This is a genomic window from Micromonospora sp. NPDC048986 (assembly GCF_040649335.1).
GTDB classification, from domain to species: domain Bacteria; phylum Actinomycetota; class Actinomycetes; order Mycobacteriales; family Micromonosporaceae; genus Micromonospora; species Micromonospora alfalfae.
Window position 1 is genome coordinate 846,097 of sequence record NZ_JBEZFJ010000001.1, and the last position, 19,266, is coordinate 865,362.

The following is a 19,266-nucleotide window of genomic DNA, read 5'->3' on the forward strand; positions in this document are numbered from 1 at the left end:
ACATCGATGCCGATGCCTGGTCAGACCGGCCTGGCCAGCCCTTCCACCACCTGGGCTCCAGGCAGCGCGCCCAACGCCGGCCCCGGCAGCGCGATCTTGCTGTGCCGTACGCCGGACCCGACGATCACGTGCGGTGTGGCGATGACCCGCGCGTCCACCAGGATCGGCCACTGCGCCGGCAGCCCGATCGGGGTGATGCCGCCGTACTCCATGCCGGTCAACTCGACGGCGTCGTCCATCGGCGCGAAGCTCGCCTTGCGGACGTCCAACGCCCGGCGAGCCACCCCGTTCACGTCCGCCCGCGTGGTGGCCAGGATGATGCACGCGGCGTAGCGCACCACGCCCTCGCGCTTGCCGGCCACCACGACACAGTTGGCCGACACGTCCAACCCCACCTCGTACGCCGCGCAGAACGCCGCGGTGTCGGCGAGATCGGCGTCGATCGGCGCGACCAGCACGTCGTTGACGTCCACCGGCGCGTCGACCGGCCACTGCGCGATGGCCTCCGCAACCGGCGGGGCGAGCAGATCCAGGCGGACGCGGGCCGGTTCGGTCTTCAGCGTTCCCATCACGGGTGCGATCCTCGCATCCGTGACGCTGAACCGCCCAGCGGCTCCCCGTCCTCCCGGCGACGCCACCGGCCCGGGCCGGATCGATCCGGCGCTCAACTGCCGGCGAGGAAGGCGTTGTCGCGCATGAAGGAGCTGTCGCGGGCAGCCGCCAACTCCTCCTCGCGCTGGGCCTTGGCCCGTTGCAGCTCCAGATCCTCGAACGCGTGCCGGACACCCAGCCGGATCACGCCGTAGAGGAAGACGAAGCCGAAGACGTAGAGGATCACAGTGGTGACGACAGCGAACATGGCGTCACGGTAAGACGAACGTGAACCGGTGTTGCTCTCATTTCCGGCCGGTTCCCCCGTACGTGTCGGCCAGGTACTCGGCCCAGGTACGCACACCCCGGGGCAGCGCCTCGGTGGTCAGACCACCGGCCCGCAGTTCGTTACCGAGTCGGCCGGGAATTCGCACCGGCAGCAACGGTCGGCGCGAGCCTCGGGCCGCTCGCCACGCCCGGGCGGCCTCGTCGAAGCGGAGCACCTGCGGCCCGCCCAGCTCCTCGATGCCGCCCAGCGGGCCGGCGACCAGTCGAGCCGCCAGCCGCGCCGCCACCTCGTCCGGGTGGACCGGTTGGGCGAGCACCGCCCGGTCCCCGATCACCGGGCCCAGCCGCGCGCTGGCGGTCAGCATGTCGTCCAGGAACTGGGGAAACTGGGTGGCCCGCAGCACCGACCACGGCACTGGCCCGGCCGCGATCACCTGCTCGGCGGCGAGCTTGTGGCGGTAGTACGGGAACGGCACCCGATCAACCCCGACGATCGAGATGTAGACGATGTGCCGCACACCGGCCGTCCCGGCGGCCACCACCAGTCGGCGGGTGCCCAACACGTCCACCTGGTAGGTCTGCCGACCCCGAGGCGCCGACGCCAGGTGCAGCACGGCGTCAACGCCGGTCACCGCCTCGGTCAGCCCATCCCCGGTGGCCAGGTCGGTCACCACCCACTCCACGTCCGAGCCGGCGGACGGCCGGCGGCTGGTGGCCCGAACGCTGATCCCGTCGTCACGCAACCGGCCCAGCACCGAACTGCCCAGATTGCCGGACGCCCCGGTGATAAGAACCTTCATCTCGTCCTCCTGCAAACCCGTCCGACCCTTACCCGGCGTTGACGAAACAACGCGACAACCCGTGACGGCGAGCGGCCACTCACCCCGATCGGATCAGGTCCAGCACCGTGAGCAGCGCGAAGAACGCGATCACGATCTCGTTGACGACCCAGGCGTGCCCCTGGGCCCACTCCCGCATCCGCGTCAGCACCCGCGAGGCCCTGTTCCCCAGCAGCAGCAACGCGAGCAGAGGCAACGCGAGCAGGAGCACGGTGAGCAGTACGAACGGCACCAGGTGCCACCACGGCAGATCGTGTCGGGCCACGCTCGCTCCGACGGTGGCCATGGTCAGGTCGTCGGTCGGCGTCGCCACGAAGAGCAGCGCACCCAGCCGCAGCGCCTGCGGCGGACCGGCATGCTCGATGCTCCCCAGCCAGCGCGGCGGTCCGGAACGGCCCCGGCGGATCCAGATCAGCACGGCCAGGCACACCAGCAGGGCCAGCACCACCAGGTCGATGGCGGGGCCACGATCGACCTTCCCGGCGACGGCGCTGGCGTCGGCGGCCACTCCGCCCACCAGCTTGGTCAACAACCAGGCCACCGTCACCCCGGCGGCGACCACCAGCCCCGCGCCGGTGAGGAAGCCCAGCGACGCCGCCCGGGGCCGATCCGACGAGGCCAGGAAGACCGCCACCACCAACTGCGTCCCGGCGACCATGACCACGGCGAGCGGCAGAATGGTCAGGAGGTTCATCGCCCGCCATCCTTCCGGCACGAGCGGGTGGGACGCGGCGGAATCCGCTGATCAGCCGACCTGTCGCACGCCCCCGCCCACCACCACCCGGCCGGCCAGCAGCGCCCCGAGCAACGCCAGCCCCGCGGTCACCACGAGCGTCGTCGTGTAGCTGGCCGGGCCCGGCGCGTTTCCCGCCGCCAACACGGCCCCGGTCAGCGCGAGCACTGTCGCCGCGAAGAGGGAGTCGCTCAGTTGCAGGGACGAGCTGTTACGACCCTGCTCACCCGGCGCGGACAACTCCAATGTGAGCACCGACAACGGCGGATAGAGCAACCCCATGCCCAGGCCGGCGATCGCCCAACCAGCCACGGCGACGGCCACCGGCAGCTCGGGCCGTACGGCCAGCGCCACAGTGGCGGTGCCGACGGTGATGCAGGTCAACCCGGCGCGCGGCAGGCTGGCCCGCGACGCCGGCACCGGGATCCGGCCCTGCAACCAGGAGCCCGCCGACCAGGCCAGCGCGCCGACAGTGAGGACCAGCCCGGCCGCGGTCGGCGACAGGCCCCGTTCCCGGGAGAGCATCAACGGGATGACCACCTCGCTGCCGACGAAGGCCGCCGACGCCAGGCCACGCAGGCCCACTACTGTGGGCAACCCTCGTGCGGCCCGAAGGAACCCGGCCGGCAGCAGGCGCGGGGCACAGACCAACAGGCCGGCCACGGCGAACGCGACAAGCACCAGGGCCGTGGTGCCGCGCTGCTGTCCCCCGATGTGCAGCAGTGCGGCACTCACCGCGGCCCCGCACGCCCAACCGATCCGTGCCGCCGCACCCCTCGGCGGGCTCGTCGCCGCACTCCGACCCAGCGACCGCAGGCCGGGGTGGATCAGCAGCCCCGCCGGCACCGCCACCGCCGGCACCGCCAGGAAGACCCACCGCCAGCCCAGGTGCTGCACGATCAGGCCGGCAATCGCCGGCCCGACCAGTGACGGTACGACCCACGCCGCCGCGAACGCCGCGAAGATCCGCCGGTGCAGGTCCTGCGGGTACGCCTGCCCGACGATCACGTAGAGCGCCACCGAGAGCAGCCCGGAGCCGAAACCCTGCACCACCCGCCCGACGACCAGCGCGCTCATCACGGGCGCGGTCCCGGCGATCAGCAACCCGACCACGAACCAGGCGACGCCGTGCCACATCGGCCCCCGAGGACCCCGCGCGTCGCACCAGATCCCGGAGACCACCATGGCCAGCACACCGGTGGCGAACGGGCCACCGAAGGCGATCCCGTAGAGCGCCAGCCCGTCCAGGCTGCGCGCGACGGTCGGCATCGCCGTGCCGACCGCCAACGCCTCGAACGCGAGGAGTGAGATCAGCGCGACGCTGCCCACCGTCATCGCGCGCAGCCGGGGTGCGAAGAGTCCCGGTGCGGCGGGTGTGTCGGTGACGGCTGTGCTCGGCATCGACCGAGCATGCGACTTCAACCCTGATTCATGTCAACCGTCCGGTGACCCGGCTCTCGTCAGGCGTCCTGCAGCGCCTCCCCGACACCGCGCACCAGTCCGGAAAAATGCTGGTCTGCCAGCAGGTGACCAGCGGTGATCACCACAGCGATCGGCCACTCGATGACCTGGAGCGCGGCGAGCGCCCCGAGCCCGGCGTAGTAGACGACCTTGTCCGGTGGCGGCACCGCCACCTCACCCAGCATCGGCAGGTGCACCCGCCGGTCGTACATCTTGACGTTCTCCCGTGAACCGTTGAGATGTCGCGTCAGCGTGCTCATTCCGGCCTCCCCATGTCCGGTGATGGTCGTCGGGTTCCACAGCCCATCCCGTCCATGCGCCGGCGCCGGCGGAAAATTCCGCCACTCAGGGGGCATAACGGATGGCAGGTCGGGAAGCCAGGCCGCCGGACGTGAGTGCGGCGGGAGGACGACATGGCCAAGGTCAGGACGAGCGGCAACAGGGAGCCGGGCCGGCGCCCGTCCAGCCGTACGCCTCGATGACGGCGGCGGGTCGCGCTGCCGGCCGCATCCTGCCGTCCTTCGGCGTGCCACACCTGGTGGGCGAGGCGTCCCGGTCGGTCAGCTCGGCCGCGGTCCGGCTGGCCCGGACGGTCGGGTTGACGCGGCGTCGGGTCTGGTCCCGGCCGGGTCGGCACCACATCGAGGTGCACGGTGTCTGCCAGGAGGGCGGCGACCAGCTCGCCCGCCAGGTGGAGGGTGCGCTGGAGCGGATGCCCGGAGTGGCCTGGGCCAGGGTGAACGCTCCATCCGGGCGGGTGGTGGTGGCCGTGCGGGCCCCCGAACCGAATCTCGATGACCTCATCGCCACCATCGACCGCGTCGAGCGGACCTGCGACCACGAGCCCGACCCGGAGATCCCGCCCCCGCACCCGCCCGAGGAGGGCCCACACAACCCGCGCACCCTCGGCGCGCTCGCCTCGGACGCGCTGGGTCTGACCCTCTGGGCGGCCACCCGGATCCTGCCGTTCGCGCCGTTGCCCGGTGAGGTGGCCGGTCTGCTCGCCGCGGTGGATCTTCAGCCGAAGCTGCACGCGTTCCTTGGCAGGACGTTGCGCTCCGACCCGCGCGCGGAGGTGCTCTTTCCGCTGGCCGAGGCCGTGGTGCAGGGCCTGACCGGCCGCTGGACGGGCATCGTCCTCGACGGCGCCCAACGGCTCGTGGAGTGGGGCGAGGACCGGGCCCAGTTCTCCGCCTGGGTGAGCGCCGAACCGCGGTTGACCGGCGACCCCGAGCGTGCCGTCGCCCGGTGGCCGATCGCCGACCGTCCCCGCCCCAAGCCGCACGGCCCGGTCGAGCGGTACATCAACCGGGCGCTCGCCGCCGGTACGGCGGCCGGCGTTGCCGCGGTGCCCTTCGCCGGGCGCAAGCGGGCCGCCGCGCTGGGCCTGTCGGCGCTGCCGAAGGCGCCCGGCAGCGGACGCGAAGGGTACGGCGCCCAGCTCGGCCGGATGCTGGCGCGGCGCGGGGTGATCGCGATGGACCGCAGTGTGCTGCGGGAGTTGGACCGGGTCGACACCCTCGTGCTGGACGCTGCGGTGCTCGGCTCGGACCGGGGCGTACTTGCCGATCTGGCGCCCGCACCGGACACGGACGTCGACCAGGTGGTCGAGCGAGCCTTCGCGTTGTTCGACCCGGACGACCCGGCCGCCTCCCGTGCGTCGGACGGCTGGCGGCTCGGACCGTTGCACCAGATGCCCGCAAACGACCCGGACGCCATTCCGGACGCGGCCCGGCTGCGCTCGGCCGGCGGTCACCTGCTCGGCCTCGCCCATGGTGACCGACTTGCCGCAGTGTTGCGGGTCGAGCCGGAACCCGCACCCGGCGTCGACGGGCTGCCGGCCGCCGCGCGGCGGGCCGGCCTGCGGCTGGTCGTCGCCGGCGGTGACGAGCAGCGGTACGGCTTCGCCGACGCGATACTGCCCGGCGGGGACCGGCTGGCCGAGTCGGTACGCGCGTTGCAGCGCGACGGGGCGGTGGTGATGCTGGTTTCCGCGGACCGGAAGGCGCTCGGTGCGTCCGACTGCGGCCTCGGGTTCGCCGCGCCGGAGGAACTGCCGCCGTGGGGTGCGCACCTGCTGGTCGGTGCCGACCTGCGGGTGGTGGCGCTGGTGATCGAGGCGACCGGGGTGGCTCGGCGTGCTGCCCAGCAGAACATCCGGCTGGCCATGGCCGGCACCGGCCTCGGGGCGCTGGGCGCGTTCACGGCCCCGCCGGCCGAGCTGCCCGGCCGCTCGCTCGTCGCCGTGAACGGCGCGGCGGGGTTGGCCTTCGCCAACGGGGTCTGGCAGGCCCGCCGGCTGCACGACCAGTCGGACACCCCGGCACCGGTCACGACCGCCTGGCACCTGATGCCCGTCGGCACCGTGCTCGACCACGTGCGTTCCACGCCGGACGGTCTGACCAGCGCGGAGGCGCAGCGCCGGCACCAGGGCGTTGGCGGGAACGGCAATGCCGCACCGGGGAGCGGAGGGCTGCTGCGTGCCTTCGTGGACGAGTTGTCCAACCCACTCACCCCGGTGCTGGCCGCCGGGGCGGTGCTCTCCGCGTCATTCGGTTCGCTTGTCGATGCCGCGCTGGTGGGCAGCGTCGTTGGCGGGTCCGCCCTGATCGGGGCGGTGCACGAGCGCAACACCGAGCGCTCGCTGGCCGAACTCCTGTCCCGTTCGGCGGTGACCGCACGGGTCCGCCGCGACGGTGCCGAGCAGGTTCTCGCCGCCGAAGACCTGGTCCTCGGGGACGTCATCGCCCTAGAGCCCGGTGACTCGGTGCCGGCGGACTGCCGCGTGCTCGAGGCGGTGGGCCTGGAGGCCGACGAGTCGTCGCTGACCGGCGAGTCGCTGCCGGTCGCCAAGTCCAACCGACCGGTGGTCGCTGCCGCACTCGCCGACCGGCACTCCATGTTGTACGAGGGCACCACGGTCGCCGCCGGGCACGGCACTGCCGTGGTGGTGGCGACCGGGTCGGACACCGAATCCGGTCGCAGCCTCGCCCTGGTCAAGCAGGACCCACCAGCCAGTGGGGTGGAGGCCCGGCTCGGCTCGTTGACCAGTGCCGCCATTCCGTTGGCGGCCGGTTCCGCTGTGGCGGTGGCCGGCGCCGGCCTGCTTCGAGGCGTACCCCTGGCCGAAACGGCGGCGACCGCCGCGAACCTCGCCGTGGCGTCGGTGCCGGAAGGGCTGCCGTTCCTGGTCAGCGCGGCGCAGCTGGCCGCGGCCCGGCGGCTGGCCGAGCACGGCGCGTTGGTCCGCAACCCGCGCACGATCGAGGCGCTGGGCCGGGTGGACGTGCTCTGCTTCGACAAGACCGGCACCCTCACCGAGGGCCAGTTGCTGCTTGCCGGGGTCGGCGACAGCGTCGGCGACCGGTACGCCCCGCTGGACCGGTTGGACGACCGACTGCGGATGACGCTGGCCGCGGCGCTGCGGGCCACCCCCGCCGCGAAGAATCCGGAGGAGTTGGCGTTGCAGACCGACCGGGCGGTCCGGCGGGGTGCGGGTGAGGCCGGGGTGGTGGAGCAGACCGGCGCCGCCGGTTGGCACGCTGCCGGGGGCCTGCCGTTCGAGCCGTCCCGCGGCTACCACGCGAGCATCGGACAGACCGACGGTCACCTGTTGTTGAGCGTCAAGGGTGCTCCGGAGACGGTGCTGCCGCGCTGTTCGTCCCGACGCACGGACGGTCGTCGGGAGCCACTGGACGACGCCGGCCGTGCGGAGCTGGAGCGGATGCTCGCCGACCGGGCCGGTGCGGGTAATCGGATCCTGGCCGTCGCGGAGTGCCCGGTGAACGAGCCGAAGGTGACCGACTCCGACGTTCGAGGGCTGACCTTCGTGGGTTTCCTGGCCCTCGCGGACGGTGTCCGGGAGAGCGCAGCCCCGGCGGTACGCCGGATCCGGCAGGCCGGCGTGCACACCATCATGATCACCGGTGATCACCCGGCCACCGCTGAGGCGATCGCCGCCACCATCAGTGAACACGACGAACAGCGGGTGGTCACCGCCGCTGAACTCGACCAGTTGGACGACGACGCGCTCGCTGAGCGGTTGGCAAACACCGACGTGGTGGCCCGCTGCACCCCCGCCCACAAGGTGCGGATCATCCAGGCGTTGCAGAAGTGCGGGCGGACCGTGGCGATGACCGGCGACGGCGCCAACGACGCCCCGGCGATCCGGCTGGCCGACGTCGGCATCGCCCTCGGTCAACGGGGCACCCCGGCCGCCCGCGCCGCAGCCGACCTGGTGGTCACCGACGACCGGCTGGAAACCATCATCGCCACCCTGATCGAAGGGCGGGCCATGTGGTCGTCGGTACGGCATGCGCTCAGCATCCTGGTCGGCGGCAACCTCGGCGAGATCGCGTTCAGTGTGCTCACCGCCGCGGCGACCGGCCGTTCCGCACTCACCGGACGCCAACTGCTACTGGTCAACCTGCTCACCGACCTGGCGCCGGCGCTGGCCATCGCGGTCCGGCCGCCCGCCTCGGACCGCACCGACGCGCTGCTGCGGGAGGGCCCGGACACCGCGCTCGGCGAGAGCCTCACCAGGGAGATCGGGCTGCGGGCGGCAGCCACCACGCTGGGCGCGACAGCAGGTTGGACGTTGGCCCGCTACACCGGACGCCGGCAGCGGGCCGGCACTGTCGCCCTGGTCTCCCTGGTCGGCACCCAACTCGGACAGACCATCCTGGCCGGCGGCACCAGCCCGACGGTGCTGGCGTCCACTGCGGCGTCACTGGGCGTGCTGGTAGTGGTGGTGCAGACCCCTGGGGTGAGCCAGTTCTTCGGCTGCACCCCGCTCGGGCCGGTGGGCTGGACCATCGGGGCCGGGTCGGCGCTCGGCGCGACCTTCGCCAACGGCGCGCTCACCAAGCTGGTTGAACACCTCCCGGAGGCCCGCCCCAACCGGACCCGATCCGGTGCCGGGCCCACAGCGGACGGTGGTTCCGCCGACTGACCGTCGGCGTCACTAGCGTGCCGGAAAGGCCTCCCGCACCGGGCCGGACTCGGCCCAGCAGTGGCCGCCCCGAAACTCGACGCCTGGGATGTCGTCGACGAGTCGGCTGATGTCCGCGACGCTGGCCAGCGAGGCGGTCAGGTCGCCCCGCAACTCCGCAGCGGCCGTGTCGAGGGCGTCCTCCTCGGTGGACCAGTCGATCCCGGCGGATCGCAGATCGGCCACGGCGTGACCGGTGACAGCAGCCGGATCGGTGACCATCACGTCGACACGGCAGTACAGGTGCAGGATGACGGGCTCCGGCTGTTCGTCCACCGATGAATCATGGCGAGCGCGGCGCCGGGTGGGAAGCCGATTCCTCGGTGCTGGTGGTCCACCAAGCCACCAGCACCGAGGCGGCTTCAGGCGGCGGCGATCACGTCCGTGGCCGGTAGGTCAGGCGGCGCAGGACGATCTCGGCGGGGCCGGGTTGCTTGCGCCTGTCGAGCTGACTGGCGATCAGGACGGTGACGAGCCAGACGGCCACCGCGATGATCAGACCGGTCACCGTGGGGTTGTTGAACCGGTCGCCGAGGGCGAGCGTGAAGGGCGCCAGGAGGACGAGCCAGGCCACGGACTGGAACAGGTATCCCGACAGGGAGCGCTGGCCCAGGGCTGCGAGAGCGCCGACGACGGGGCCGGATCGGTGGGCCCGCATGGCGATCAGGCCGAAGACGGCCACGTATCCCGGTCCGGCGAACATGCCGCTGACCCCGTGGAGCAGCAGCATCAGGCTGGCGGCTGACTCGTCGACGTGCAGCCATCCGGCACTGACCAGGGCGGCCGGGAGGCCGCCGAGGACTGCGGCGCCGAGGCCGAGGACGGCGGTCCAGGTGAGCAGGGTCCGGTGTCGAGCCGGCTCCTCGAGGATCCGGCGGCGCGCGGCCCACATGCCCAGCCAGGCGATCATGATGAAGGGCAGGACTGTCAGCGTGTGCACCGGCCATTCGCCGAGGCGGGCCAGCATGGCCGCCACGTAGTCGGGCGCGGCGAGAGAGTCGACGTGGCCCGACGGCAGCGGTGCCGACCCGCCCGACCCGCCGAGGATGCCGCTCGCCACCAGGGCACCGATGACCAGCATCTCGACCGCCGACAGCGCCCAGAGCACCAGCACGATGCGGTGGAACCTGTCGCCGCGGCGCAGCAGCAACAGGGTCATCGCGATCCCGACGATTCCGTACGCGCCGAGGAAGTCGCCGTAGTAGAGCAGGGTGGCGTGCGCGAAACCGAAAACGACGAGCCAGAGGTTACGACGCAGCAGCACTGAGCGGACCCGCTTCGGAGTGGCGCCGGAGGCGTCCTGGCGGCGGGCGAGCTGGACGAGGCCGTAGCCGAACATCACGGCGAAGACCGGATAGCCGCGGGCATGGACGAGTTCGAAGAGCAGGAAGTTGAGGCCGCGATCGACGCCTTCCGGGGTGGCGTCGAGGCCGGGTTCGCCGGCGAAGACGACTCCGGCGACGTTGGCGAGCGCGATTATCAGCAGCATCGCTCCCCGGGCCAGATCCGGCGCGAGGGCCCGCTCGGTGCGCAGCACCGGCCCTCTCGATGTCCGTACTGCGCTGTCAGTGCTCATTGTCGTCTCTCCCCGCGCGACTCGGCTTTAGTTTCAGAGAGAAAGTATCAGACGTACACTAATGCTGTCTGTCATGATGTGGACGTAACCTTCCGGGCGAACGTGGGAGCCCATGACCAGCGACGATTTTGTTCCGGCACCGCTGCGCCGGCTGTGGGGGATGTCAGAGCCGTCGCGTCTGGGACGGCCCGCGTCGCTCGACGTCAACGTGGTCGTCGCCGCGGCGGTCGGCATCGCCGACAGTGACGGTCTCGACGGCGTCACGCTTCCCAGAGTCGCCAAGAGCCTCGGCTTCACGAGCATGTCGCTCTACCGGCACGTCGGCTCCAAGGACGAGCTGCTCACCCTCATGGCCGACGCCGCACTGGGCCCACCGCCGGCCATCGCCGCCCCCGACTGGCGGGAAGGACTGCGCAGGTGGGCCTCCGAGCACCGCGCAGTGCTTCAGCGTCGGCCGTGGTTGACGCGCGTGCCCGTCGCCGGACCGCCCTCCGGGCCGCACCAGATCGCCTGGATGGAGGCCGCGCTGGCGATCATGTCCGGCACCCTCCTGGACTGGGCGCACAAGATCGGCGCGATGTCGCTGATCAGCGGCTACGTGGTCCAGTCGGTACGGCAGTTCAGCGAACTCGCCGAGGGTAGGGCCGACGGCAAGGGTCAGGCCGACGCCGAACGCGACTACGGCCGCGCGCTGGCCCGACTCGTCGACCCCGACCGCTTCCCCGAGACGGCCCGGCTGTTCTCCTCGACACTGTTCGAGGCGCCGCCGTCGGACACCCCCGACCAGGCGATCGCCGACGCGGACTTCTCACTGGGGCTGGAGTTGATCCTCGACGGCATCGCCGTCCGCATCGCTCACTCCGACTCCTGACCGCACGCGGTCAGAGCCCGGCGGCCGGGTCGCAAGGATCGCTGCACCTCAGCGCCATACCGCCCACCTCCCCGTCAGCGCTCGTCGGCGCGGAAAGGTCGTCACCGCATCGGCGCAGGCAGCGGGACCTCACCGCTGATCGCCTTCTCGGCCAATTCGACGCGCTCCGAATGGAGTGTGCTCTCGCCCAGCACGTGGCCGGCCACGTTGATGCAGCGCTGACCCGACCTGGCGCTACAAATGGGGCACTGGAGGAAGAATCCGCTGGACGGCACCAGTTCGACCCCCTGGGCCAGCGCGGATCTACCGATCTTGACGAGCGCGTCGTACAGGTCGTCGTCCTGGTGCCGGGTAGCGGCAGCGGCCACCTCCCGCATCCCTTCCCAAAACTTCTCGACCGCATCCGGTTCGTCGATGTTGATCCGCATGAGCGCGGATCCCCTGCCGGGAAGAGGCTAAACCATCCGGGCGGCTCGTCACCCCCGCACCCATCCCTTGTGGATCGCACCCGAGCTGCCGAGCATGGTGACCATGAAGATTCGGCGACAGCCGCGGTGTCGGCTGTACGGATGGCCGTACTCGCCTCCCTCTGGTTTGGCATGCACGGCGCTGAGGTACTTCGATGTGCCACCGCGCAGCAGGGAGGGATGGGACACGCATGCCGAGGATCACCGTTAGTCGCGCCCTGGACGCTGGTGGCCTGCTGCGCCGTATCAAGATCGAGGTTGATGGGCAAGTCGTGGCACGCCTGAGGCGTGGAGCCGTCCAGAGTGTCGACGTAGCGCCAGGCCGGCATGTGGTGCGGGCTCATCTGGACTGGCAGAGCAGTGCGCCGGTTGAGGTGGACCTCGCCGGCACGGAGACGATTGCTTTGGAAGCGACCATAGCGGAACGTTCAATGACGTTCACGGCGACGTTCCTGCGGCCCGAGAGCGGGCTCGATCTACAGGTTTTATGACCGGCGACATGCCACGCCTCGCTCGCGGCATTCACGTCCCGTCGCAGGGCCCTCATCAGGGCTGCGTGTCGGTTGGTGCCACCCCGTGGCATGAGTCGGCAGGCGTACAGAGTCGCCAGCCCGACCCATATCGCAGCCACCCCGACAAACACTGTCCCAAACGTGATGGCGATCGGCATCCAGACCAGCGGTGGCTTCAGGGACCAGAGGGCTATCGCGCCGATGGTCAGACCCACCGTGGGCGGCCCGAGGAGCAGGCAGCGGTACCCGACGACCATCAGCCGACATGCTCCCGTCAAAAGGGCGAGGAGCTGCGCACGGTGATGGAGCTGCTCGGGCACTCCACAATCCGGATGACGGCCGACGCCTACGGGCACGTCCTGCCGGCGCGGACTCGTCACGCTGCCTCGGCCATTGACCGGATTCTCGGCCAGGAGGGGACGGCGCGACCGGCTTGGCTGTGCTCGGATCGAATCAACCGAAGAAAGTGCTGGTGGAGCCCAGGGGACTTGAACCCCTAACCCCTGCCTTGCAAAGGCAGTGCTCTGCCAGTTGAGCTAGGGCCCCGCGGGTGGCCCTGGCGACGATCGCTCGTCGCCGGGCCGAGCGTCAGCGCAGGTCGGGCGCGGTCGTCGCCTCGTGCCACAGGGCACGCTCGTCGTTTGACGCCTTGATCTTGTTGAACACGACGGCGGCCACACCGACGACGCCAGCCAGAATCAGCAGCTTCTTGAACATGGGGCGACCCCTCGCGCTCGACTACCGTCGGACGACATGCGGTGGGGCTAGATGGAATCGAACCATCGACCTCAGAGTTATCAGCTCTGCGCTCTAACCGACTGAGCTATAGCCCCGCGTTGCGACGAGCAAGATTAACCCATCCGCTCCGCCGGCCCCAAATCGGGGTCCGAGCTTGCGTGCCAGGCCCGTCGTCGCCTGCAAAACCTACCCGAGTACGGGACGCCGGAGCGACCGCTTTCCGCGGTGCCCCGGCGTCCCGGTCACTCAGTCCCGCTCGGCGAGGGTCAGCTCGATCCCGCCGACCAGGTCGGCGCAGACGTTGTAGACGAACGCGCCAAGGGTGGCCAGCGCGGTGAACAGCACCACGTTGACCAGGCCGATCAGCGCCGAGCTGAGAATCACGCCCTTGGCGGTGATCTGAAAGCCGCTGGTGCTCTGCCCACCGCCGGCGTTGACCAGATCGCTCAGGCTCTCGTTGACGCTCTGGAACACACCCATCGCGTCCAGCGCCAGGTAGAGCACCGAGGTGGCCACCACCACGACGATGAAGAGCACCACCGACACCGCGAATGCGAACTTCATCACGGACCACGGATCGATCCGCTTGAGGTTCAGCCGGGCCCGACGCGGCCCGCGGGAGGCGGCCGAGCTGACCGACGTACGCGCCGCACGCACCGCGTCACCGACGCGGGCTGCGCCGACGGCGGACGCGTTGCCGATCCCCGGTGGGAGGCCACCGCCGCTGGCCGGACGGCCGGCAGTGGCGGTCGCCCGCGCCGAGTCAGGCTGCGGCTGGGTCATCCCGGGTGTGATCCGCGGCTGGGTGCCGGTGGACCCGGTTGACGCCGCCTGACCGGGCCGGAGACCGATCGGTTGGGTGGTCGCCGGACGTGCCGGGGGTGCCGTCGCCGGACCCGGAGGGCTGGCGGCGGCCGACGTCGGCGCCTCGGCGCTGGACGCCTCGGTCTTGTCGCCGGACTCGCCATCTTCGCCCGGCTGCTCCGGCGGGGGTGTCATGCCTGGAGCCCTGGTGAACTTCGGGGCAGGCGCGTCGGCGGGGACCGTCGCCCGGCCCACGGCCGCGCGGCCGGTCGCTGGTGTGCCGCCCTTGGCGGCCTCCTCGTCGACCGGTTTGGCCGAGGTCCCCGTGTTCCCCGACTTCGCCTGTGTCTCCGTCATTCAACTAGTCCTGTTCGTCAGGCTCGTCGGCATTGCGAGCAATCGCCACGATAGTCACGCCGTCCGGGAGGTCCATCAGCTTGACCCCCATTGTGTTCCGGTCACGCGTACGCCGTACAGGCTTCACCGGAGTCCGAATGACACCACCGTTGCTGGTGATCGCGAACAGCTCGTCGTCCGGATCGATCACCACCGCGCCAACCAGACCGCCGCGCCGTTCGGTGATCTTTGCAGTCAACACGCCCTTACCTCCCCGGCCCTGCACCGGGTATTCCTCGATCGGGGTCCGCTTCGCGTATCCCCCGTTCGTGGCCACCAGCACGTCCAAACCTTCCCGCACGACTTCCATGGCGAGCAGGACGTCGTCGTCCGTGAAGCGCATGCCGATCACACCCGAGGTGGCCCGGCCCATCGGCCGCAACGCCTCGTCCGAGGCGTTGAACCGGATCGCCTGCGCCTTCTTCGAGACCAGCAGCAGGTCGTTCTCCGGCGCAACCAGCGCAGCACCGACCAGCTCGTCCTCATCGCGCAGGTTGATCGCGATGATGCCGCCGGAACGGTTGGAGTCGAACTCCTCGAGCCGCGTCTTCTTCACCAGGCCGTTCTTCGTGGCCAGTACCAGATAGGGGGCTACCTGGTAGTTCGGGATCTCAATGATCTGCGCTATCTGCTCGTCGGGTAGGAAGGCGAGCAGATTGGCCACGTGTTGGCCCTTGGCTACCCTACTGGCCTCCGGCAACTCGTACGCCTTGGCCCGGTAGACGCGGCCCTTGTTCGTGAAGAACAGGATCCAGTCGTGGGTCGAGCAGACGAAGAAGTGGCTGACGATGTCGTCCTGCCGCAGCGTGGCGCCACTGACGCCCTTACCGCCGCGTCGCTGCGAGCGGTACAGATCGACCTTGGTCCGCTTGGCGTACCCGGTGCGGGTGATCGTGACGACCACGTCCTCGCGGGCGATGAGGTCCTCCATGGAGACCTCGCCGTCGAACGGGATGATCTGCGTCCGGCGGTCGTCGCCCCACTTGGTGACGATCTCGCCCAGCTCCTCCGAGACGATCTTCCGCTGCCGCTCGGGCTTGGCGAGGATGTCCTTGAGGTCGGCGATCTCGATCTCGAGCTTCGCCAGGTCGTCGATGATCCGCTGCCGCTCCAGGGCGGCGAGCCGGCGCAGTTGCATGTCCAGGATCGCTGTCGCCTGGATCTCGTCGATCTCCAGCAGCCGGATCAGGCCCTGCCGGGCGTCGTCAACAGTCGGCGAGCGCCGGATCAGGGCGATCACCTCGTCCAGCGCGTCCAGCGCCTTGCCCAGGCCGCGCAGGATGTGCGCCCGCTCCTCGGCCTTGCGCAGCCGGTACGCGGTCCGCCGGCGGATCACGTCGATCTGGTGCTCGACGTAGTAGCGGATGAACTGGGCCAGGTTGAGCGTGCGCGGCACCCCGTCGACCAGGGCCAGCATGTTGGCGCCGAAGGTCTCCTGGAGCTGGGTGTGCTTGTAAAGGTTGTTCAGCACGACCTTCGCGACCGCGTCGCGCTTGAGCACCAGGACGATCCGCATGCCGGTACGACCGGAGGACTCGTCGCGGATGTCGGCGATCCCGGCGAGCTTGCCCTCCTTGATCAGCTCGGCGATCCGCTCGGCGAGGTTGTCCGGGTTGACCTGGTAGGGCAACTCGCTGACGACCAGGCAGGGGCGGCCCCGCTTGTCCTCCTCGACCTCCACCACGGCGCGCATCCGGATCGAGCCGCGGCCCGTGCGGTACGCGTCCTGGATCGCTGTGGTGCCGACGATCAGGCCGTGGGTCGGGAAGTCCGGGCCCTTGACGATGCCGAGCAGGGCTTCGAGGGTGGTCTCCTCGTCCTCCTCCGGGTGCTCCAGGCACCACTGCACCGCCGCGCCGATCTCCCGCAGGTTGTGCGGCGGGATCTTGGTGGCCATGCCGACCGCGATGCCCTCGGAGCCGTTGACCAGGAGGTTGGGGATCCGCGACGGCAGGATGGTGGGCTCCTTGGCCCGGCCGTCGTAGTTGTCCTGCAGGTCGACGGTGTCCTCGTCGATGTCCCGCAGCATCTCCATGGCGAGGGGGTCGAGCTTGCACTCGGTGTATCGCATGGCGGCGGCCGGGTCGTTACCCGGCGAGCCGAAGTTGCCGTTGCCGTCGACCAGCGGGTAGCGCAGCGACCAGGGCTGCGCCATCCGGACCAGCGCGTCGTAGATCGCCGAGTCGCCGTGCGGGTGGAACTGACCCATCACGTCACCGACGACGCGGGAGCACTTCACGTAGCCGCGGTCCGGACGGTAGCCGGAGTCGAACATCGCGTAGAGGATCTTGCGGTGGACCGGCTTGAGGCCGTCCCGGACGTCCGGCAGCGCGCGACCGACGATGACGCTCATCGCGTAGTCGAGGTAGGAGCGCTGCATCTCCACCTCGAGCCCGACCGGTTCGATCCGGTCGTGCGCGACCACCGCGGCGATGGCCTCGGCGGGAACCTCGGGCTCGTTCGGTGTGGACTCGGGAGAATCGGTCACTGTATACCCTTATCAGACTCAGAGTCGTTTTCGTGCTGTGGATAACGGCTGTGGATACCGGCCAAGCTGTGGATAACTCTGTGGACCGCCGGATCGGCCGGGCAGTGCCCGATCGATCCGGCGCAGTCCGTCAGATGTCCAGGAACCGCACGTCCTTGGCGTTGCGCTGGATGAACGACCGGCGCGCCTCGACGTCCTCACCCATCAGCACACTGAACAACTCGTCGGCGGTCGCCGCGTCGTCGAGAGTGACCTGACGCAGGGTACGCGTCGCCGGGTTCATAGTGGTTTCCCACAGCTCGGGATAGTTCATCTCGCCGAGGCCCTTGAAGCGCTGAATGTCGTCCGGCTTGGCGTTCGGCTTCTTCTGCTGGCGCAGCGCGATCAGGCCGTCCCGCTCACGGTCGGAGTACGCGTACTGGGCGTCGTCGCCCTTCTTGTTCCACTTGATCTTGTAGAGCGGCGGGGCGGCCAGGTAGACGTGCCCCATCTCGACCAGCGGACGCATGAAGCGGAACAGCAGGGTGAGCAGCAGCGTCTGGATGTGCTGGCCGTCGACGTCCGCGTCGGCCATCAGCACCACCTTGTGGTACCGCAGCTTCTCCATGTCGAAGTCGTCGTGGATGCCGGTGCCCAGCGCGGTGATCAGCGCCTGGACCTCGTTGTTCTTCAGCACCCGGTCGATCCGGGCCTTCTCCACGTTGAGGATCTTGCCGCGGATCGGCAGGATCGCCTGGGTCCGCGGGTCGCGGCCCTGCTTGGCCGAGCCGCCGGCCGAGTCGCCCTCGACGATGAACACCTCGGACTCGCGGGGATCGGTCGACTGGCAGTCGGCCAGCTTGCCCGGCATCGAGCCGGACTCCAGCAGCGACTTGCGCCGGGCCAGCTTGCGCGCCTGCTGGGCGGCGATCCGGGCGCGGGCCGCCTGGGACGCCTTCGTGATGATCATCTTGGCCTCGGCCGGGTTGCGGTCGAACCAGTCGACAAGCCGGTCGTTGCAGACCCGCTGCACGAAGCTCTTCACCGGGGTGTTGCCCAGCTTGGTCTTGGTCTGACCCTCGAACTGCGGGTTGGCCAGCTTGACCGAGATGATCGCCGCGAGCCCTTCGCGGATGTCCTCGCCGGAGAGCTTCTCGTCGCCCTTGAGCAGCTTCTTGTCGGTGCCGTACCGGTTGACCACGCTGGTCAGCGCGGACCGGAAGCCCTCCTCGTGGGTGCCGCCCTCGTGGGTGTTGATCGTGTTGGCGAAGGTGTAGACCGACTCGCCGTACGACTCGTTCCACTGCATGGCGATCTCGAGCGACATGCCCTCCTCTTCGGCCTCGAACTCGACCACTGTCTTGTGGATCGGGCTCTTCGAGGCGTTGAGGTGCCGGACGAAGTCCGCGATGCCGCCCTCGTAGTAGAAGGTGACCTCGCGCTGCCGGCCGTCCTCCTCCTCGGCCACCCGCTCGTCGAGCAGGTGGATGCGCAGGGCGCGGTTGAGGAACGCCATCTCCTGCAGACGCCGGTAGATGGTCTGGAAGTCGAAGTCGACGGTCTCGAAGACGTCGGGGTCGGGCCAGAAGGAGACCGCCGAGCCGGTGCGGTCGGTGGCCTCGCCCTTCTCCAGCGGGCTCGGCTTGGAGTTGGTGTAGTGCTGCCGCCACACGGAGCCGGACTTGTGGATCTCGACGAACATCTTGGTGGAGAGCGCGTTCACCACGGAGACACCGACGCCGTGCAGACCACCGGAGACCGCGTACGCCTTGCCGTCGAACTTGCCACCCGCGTGCAGGATGGTCAACGCGACCTCGACACCCGGCTTCTTGAGCTTCGGGTGGAGGTCGACGGGGAAACCACGGCCGTTGTCGGTGACCCGGACGCCGCCGTCGGCGAGCAGCACCACGTCGATGGTGTCGCAGTATCCGGCCAGCGCCTCGTCGACCGCGTTGTCGACGACCTCCCAGACGAGGTGGTGCAGACCGCGCTCGCCGGTGGACCCGATGTACATACCGGGCCGCTTGCGAACCGCCTCCAGCCCCTCGAGAACGGTGATCGACTCTGCGCCGTACTCCTGCTTGTCCTGCGCTGCCACCCTCGGCCACTTTCTCGCGTCAGCCGCGCCGGTAGGGCGCGTCGGGCGCGGGTTCGGCGGACAGGACGCGACGTCGGCGCGCGCGGACCGGCGCCGGAGAACTCCGGACAGCGGGTCGAACGCGCCGGTCGCCGCGGTTGCCCGCGGATCGCGATCGGCTCGACCCGACGTGGAGAATGAATCTGGGCCACCGGCCCCGTCCCACTCCCGCACCGGGTCTTCGTCTCGCTGTCAATCCTACTGTGCGCGGGGGACAGAACCACCACTCGGCACCCTCAGCGAGGCGGCTGAGAAGTCCGTAGCCGGCAGAACCCCATTGCCCGCGACTCCCCCCACACGCCACGGTCCGATCGCACGCGCCGTCCCCGAACGGGTTGACCCGCGCTCGGGCGGGTCGGGGGTCGCGGCCGAAGCGTCAGTGCCGTACGTTTGCGG

Annotated in this window: 15 protein-coding genes, 2 tRNA genes and 1 pseudogene; 3 read left to right on the forward strand and 15 right to left on the reverse strand. The window is 70.2% G+C overall.

From position 1 onward, the window contains the following. Positions 1-20: 20 nt before the first annotated feature. The 6 genes and pseudogenes from AB0B94_RS03925 to AB0B94_RS03950 all read right to left on the reverse strand — a co-directional run bounded on the left by AB0B94_RS03925 (position 21) and on the right by AB0B94_RS03950 (position 4,228). On the reverse strand, positions 21-569 hold the full coding sequence (locus AB0B94_RS03925; protein WP_357268424.1) for a YbaK/EbsC family protein: 549 nt from the start codon (positions 567-569) through the stop codon (positions 21-23). Positions 570-664: 95 nt separating this feature from the next. Then, complete coding sequence (locus tag AB0B94_RS03930) at positions 665-859, reverse strand: hypothetical protein (RefSeq protein WP_238669660.1); 195 nt, start codon at positions 857-859, stop codon at positions 665-667. A 37-nt stretch (positions 860-896) separates the two neighbouring features. Beyond that, on the reverse strand, positions 897-1,679 hold the full coding sequence (locus AB0B94_RS03935; RefSeq protein ID WP_357268013.1) for an NAD(P)H-binding protein: 783 nt from the start codon (positions 1,677-1,679) through the stop codon (positions 897-899). A gap of 79 nt (positions 1,680-1,758) precedes the next feature. Next, positions 1,759-2,412, reverse strand: coding sequence for a GAP family protein (locus AB0B94_RS03940; RefSeq protein ID WP_357268015.1), 654 nt, complete (start codon positions 2,410-2,412; stop codon positions 1,759-1,761). A 51-nt stretch (positions 2,413-2,463) separates the two neighbouring features. Further along, a complete protein-coding gene (locus AB0B94_RS03945; RefSeq protein WP_357268017.1) occupies positions 2,464-3,852 on the reverse strand; it encodes an MFS transporter in 1,389 nt (462 codons plus the stop codon). Positions 3,853-3,911: 59 nt separating this feature from the next. Further along, positions 3,912-4,228 (reverse strand): annotated as a pseudogene (locus AB0B94_RS03950) (hypothetical protein). A gap of 162 nt (positions 4,229-4,390) precedes the next feature. On the opposite strand from AB0B94_RS03950, the gene AB0B94_RS03955 reads away from it, so the two are divergent. Beyond that, positions 4,391-8,863: an HAD-IC family P-type ATPase gene (locus AB0B94_RS03955; protein ID WP_357268019.1), complete on the forward strand. Its 4,473-nt coding sequence runs from the start codon at positions 4,391-4,393 to the stop codon at positions 8,861-8,863. 12 nt (positions 8,864-8,875) lie between these two features. On the opposite strand, the gene AB0B94_RS03960 is transcribed toward AB0B94_RS03955, so the two are convergent. Continuing rightward, positions 8,876-9,178, reverse strand: a complete 303-nt coding sequence (locus AB0B94_RS03960) for a hypothetical protein (RefSeq protein WP_357268021.1) — start codon at positions 9,176-9,178, stop codon at positions 8,876-8,878. Between the two features lie 100 nt (positions 9,179-9,278). Next, complete coding sequence (locus tag AB0B94_RS03965) at positions 9,279-10,478, reverse strand: DUF418 domain-containing protein (RefSeq protein WP_357268023.1); 1,200 nt, start codon at positions 10,476-10,478, stop codon at positions 9,279-9,281. Positions 10,479-10,590: 112 nt separating this feature from the next. Here AB0B94_RS03965 and AB0B94_RS03970 point away from each other — a divergent pair, with 112 nt between their 5' ends. Next, entirely contained in the window at positions 10,591-11,349 is a 759-nt protein-coding gene (locus AB0B94_RS03970; RefSeq protein ID WP_357268025.1) for a TetR/AcrR family transcriptional regulator, read from the forward strand. Between the two features lie 101 nt (positions 11,350-11,450). On the opposite strand, the gene AB0B94_RS03975 is transcribed toward AB0B94_RS03970, so the two are convergent. Continuing rightward, positions 11,451-11,777, reverse strand: a complete 327-nt coding sequence (locus AB0B94_RS03975) for a hypothetical protein (RefSeq protein WP_357268027.1) — start codon at positions 11,775-11,777, stop codon at positions 11,451-11,453. A gap of 230 nt (positions 11,778-12,007) precedes the next feature. Between AB0B94_RS03975 and AB0B94_RS03980 the strand changes: the two genes are divergently transcribed. Continuing rightward, positions 12,008-12,307, forward strand: coding sequence for a hypothetical protein (locus tag AB0B94_RS03980; RefSeq protein WP_357268029.1), 300 nt, complete (start codon positions 12,008-12,010; stop codon positions 12,305-12,307). Between the two features lie 491 nt (positions 12,308-12,798). Here AB0B94_RS03980 and AB0B94_RS03985 read toward each other — a convergent pair. The 6 genes from AB0B94_RS03985 to gyrB form a co-directional block, all read right to left on the reverse strand. After that, a tRNA-Ala gene (locus AB0B94_RS03985) sits at positions 12,799-12,874 on the reverse strand. A gap of 42 nt (positions 12,875-12,916) precedes the next feature. Next, positions 12,917-13,045, reverse strand: a complete 129-nt coding sequence (locus tag AB0B94_RS03990; protein ID WP_209444550.1) for a DLW-39 family protein — start codon at positions 13,043-13,045, stop codon at positions 12,917-12,919. Positions 13,046-13,087: 42 nt separating this feature from the next. Next, positions 13,088-13,161: transfer RNA gene (locus tag AB0B94_RS03995), tRNA-Ile, on the reverse strand. Between the two features lie 151 nt (positions 13,162-13,312). After that, positions 13,313-14,227 carry a DUF3566 domain-containing protein gene (locus tag AB0B94_RS04000; RefSeq protein WP_357268031.1) on the reverse strand — a complete coding sequence of 305 codons (915 nt, stop codon included), beginning with the start codon at positions 14,225-14,227 and terminating at the stop codon, positions 13,313-13,315. 4 nt (positions 14,228-14,231) lie between these two features. Then, positions 14,232-16,754, reverse strand: coding sequence for a DNA gyrase subunit A (gene gyrA, locus AB0B94_RS04005; protein WP_357268033.1), 2,523 nt, complete (start codon positions 16,752-16,754; stop codon positions 14,232-14,234). A gap of 130 nt (positions 16,755-16,884) precedes the next feature. Then, positions 16,885-18,831, reverse strand: coding sequence for a DNA topoisomerase (ATP-hydrolyzing) subunit B (gene gyrB, locus AB0B94_RS04010; protein WP_203122992.1), 1,947 nt, complete (start codon positions 18,829-18,831; stop codon positions 16,885-16,887). Positions 18,832-19,266: the final 435 nt, after the last annotated feature.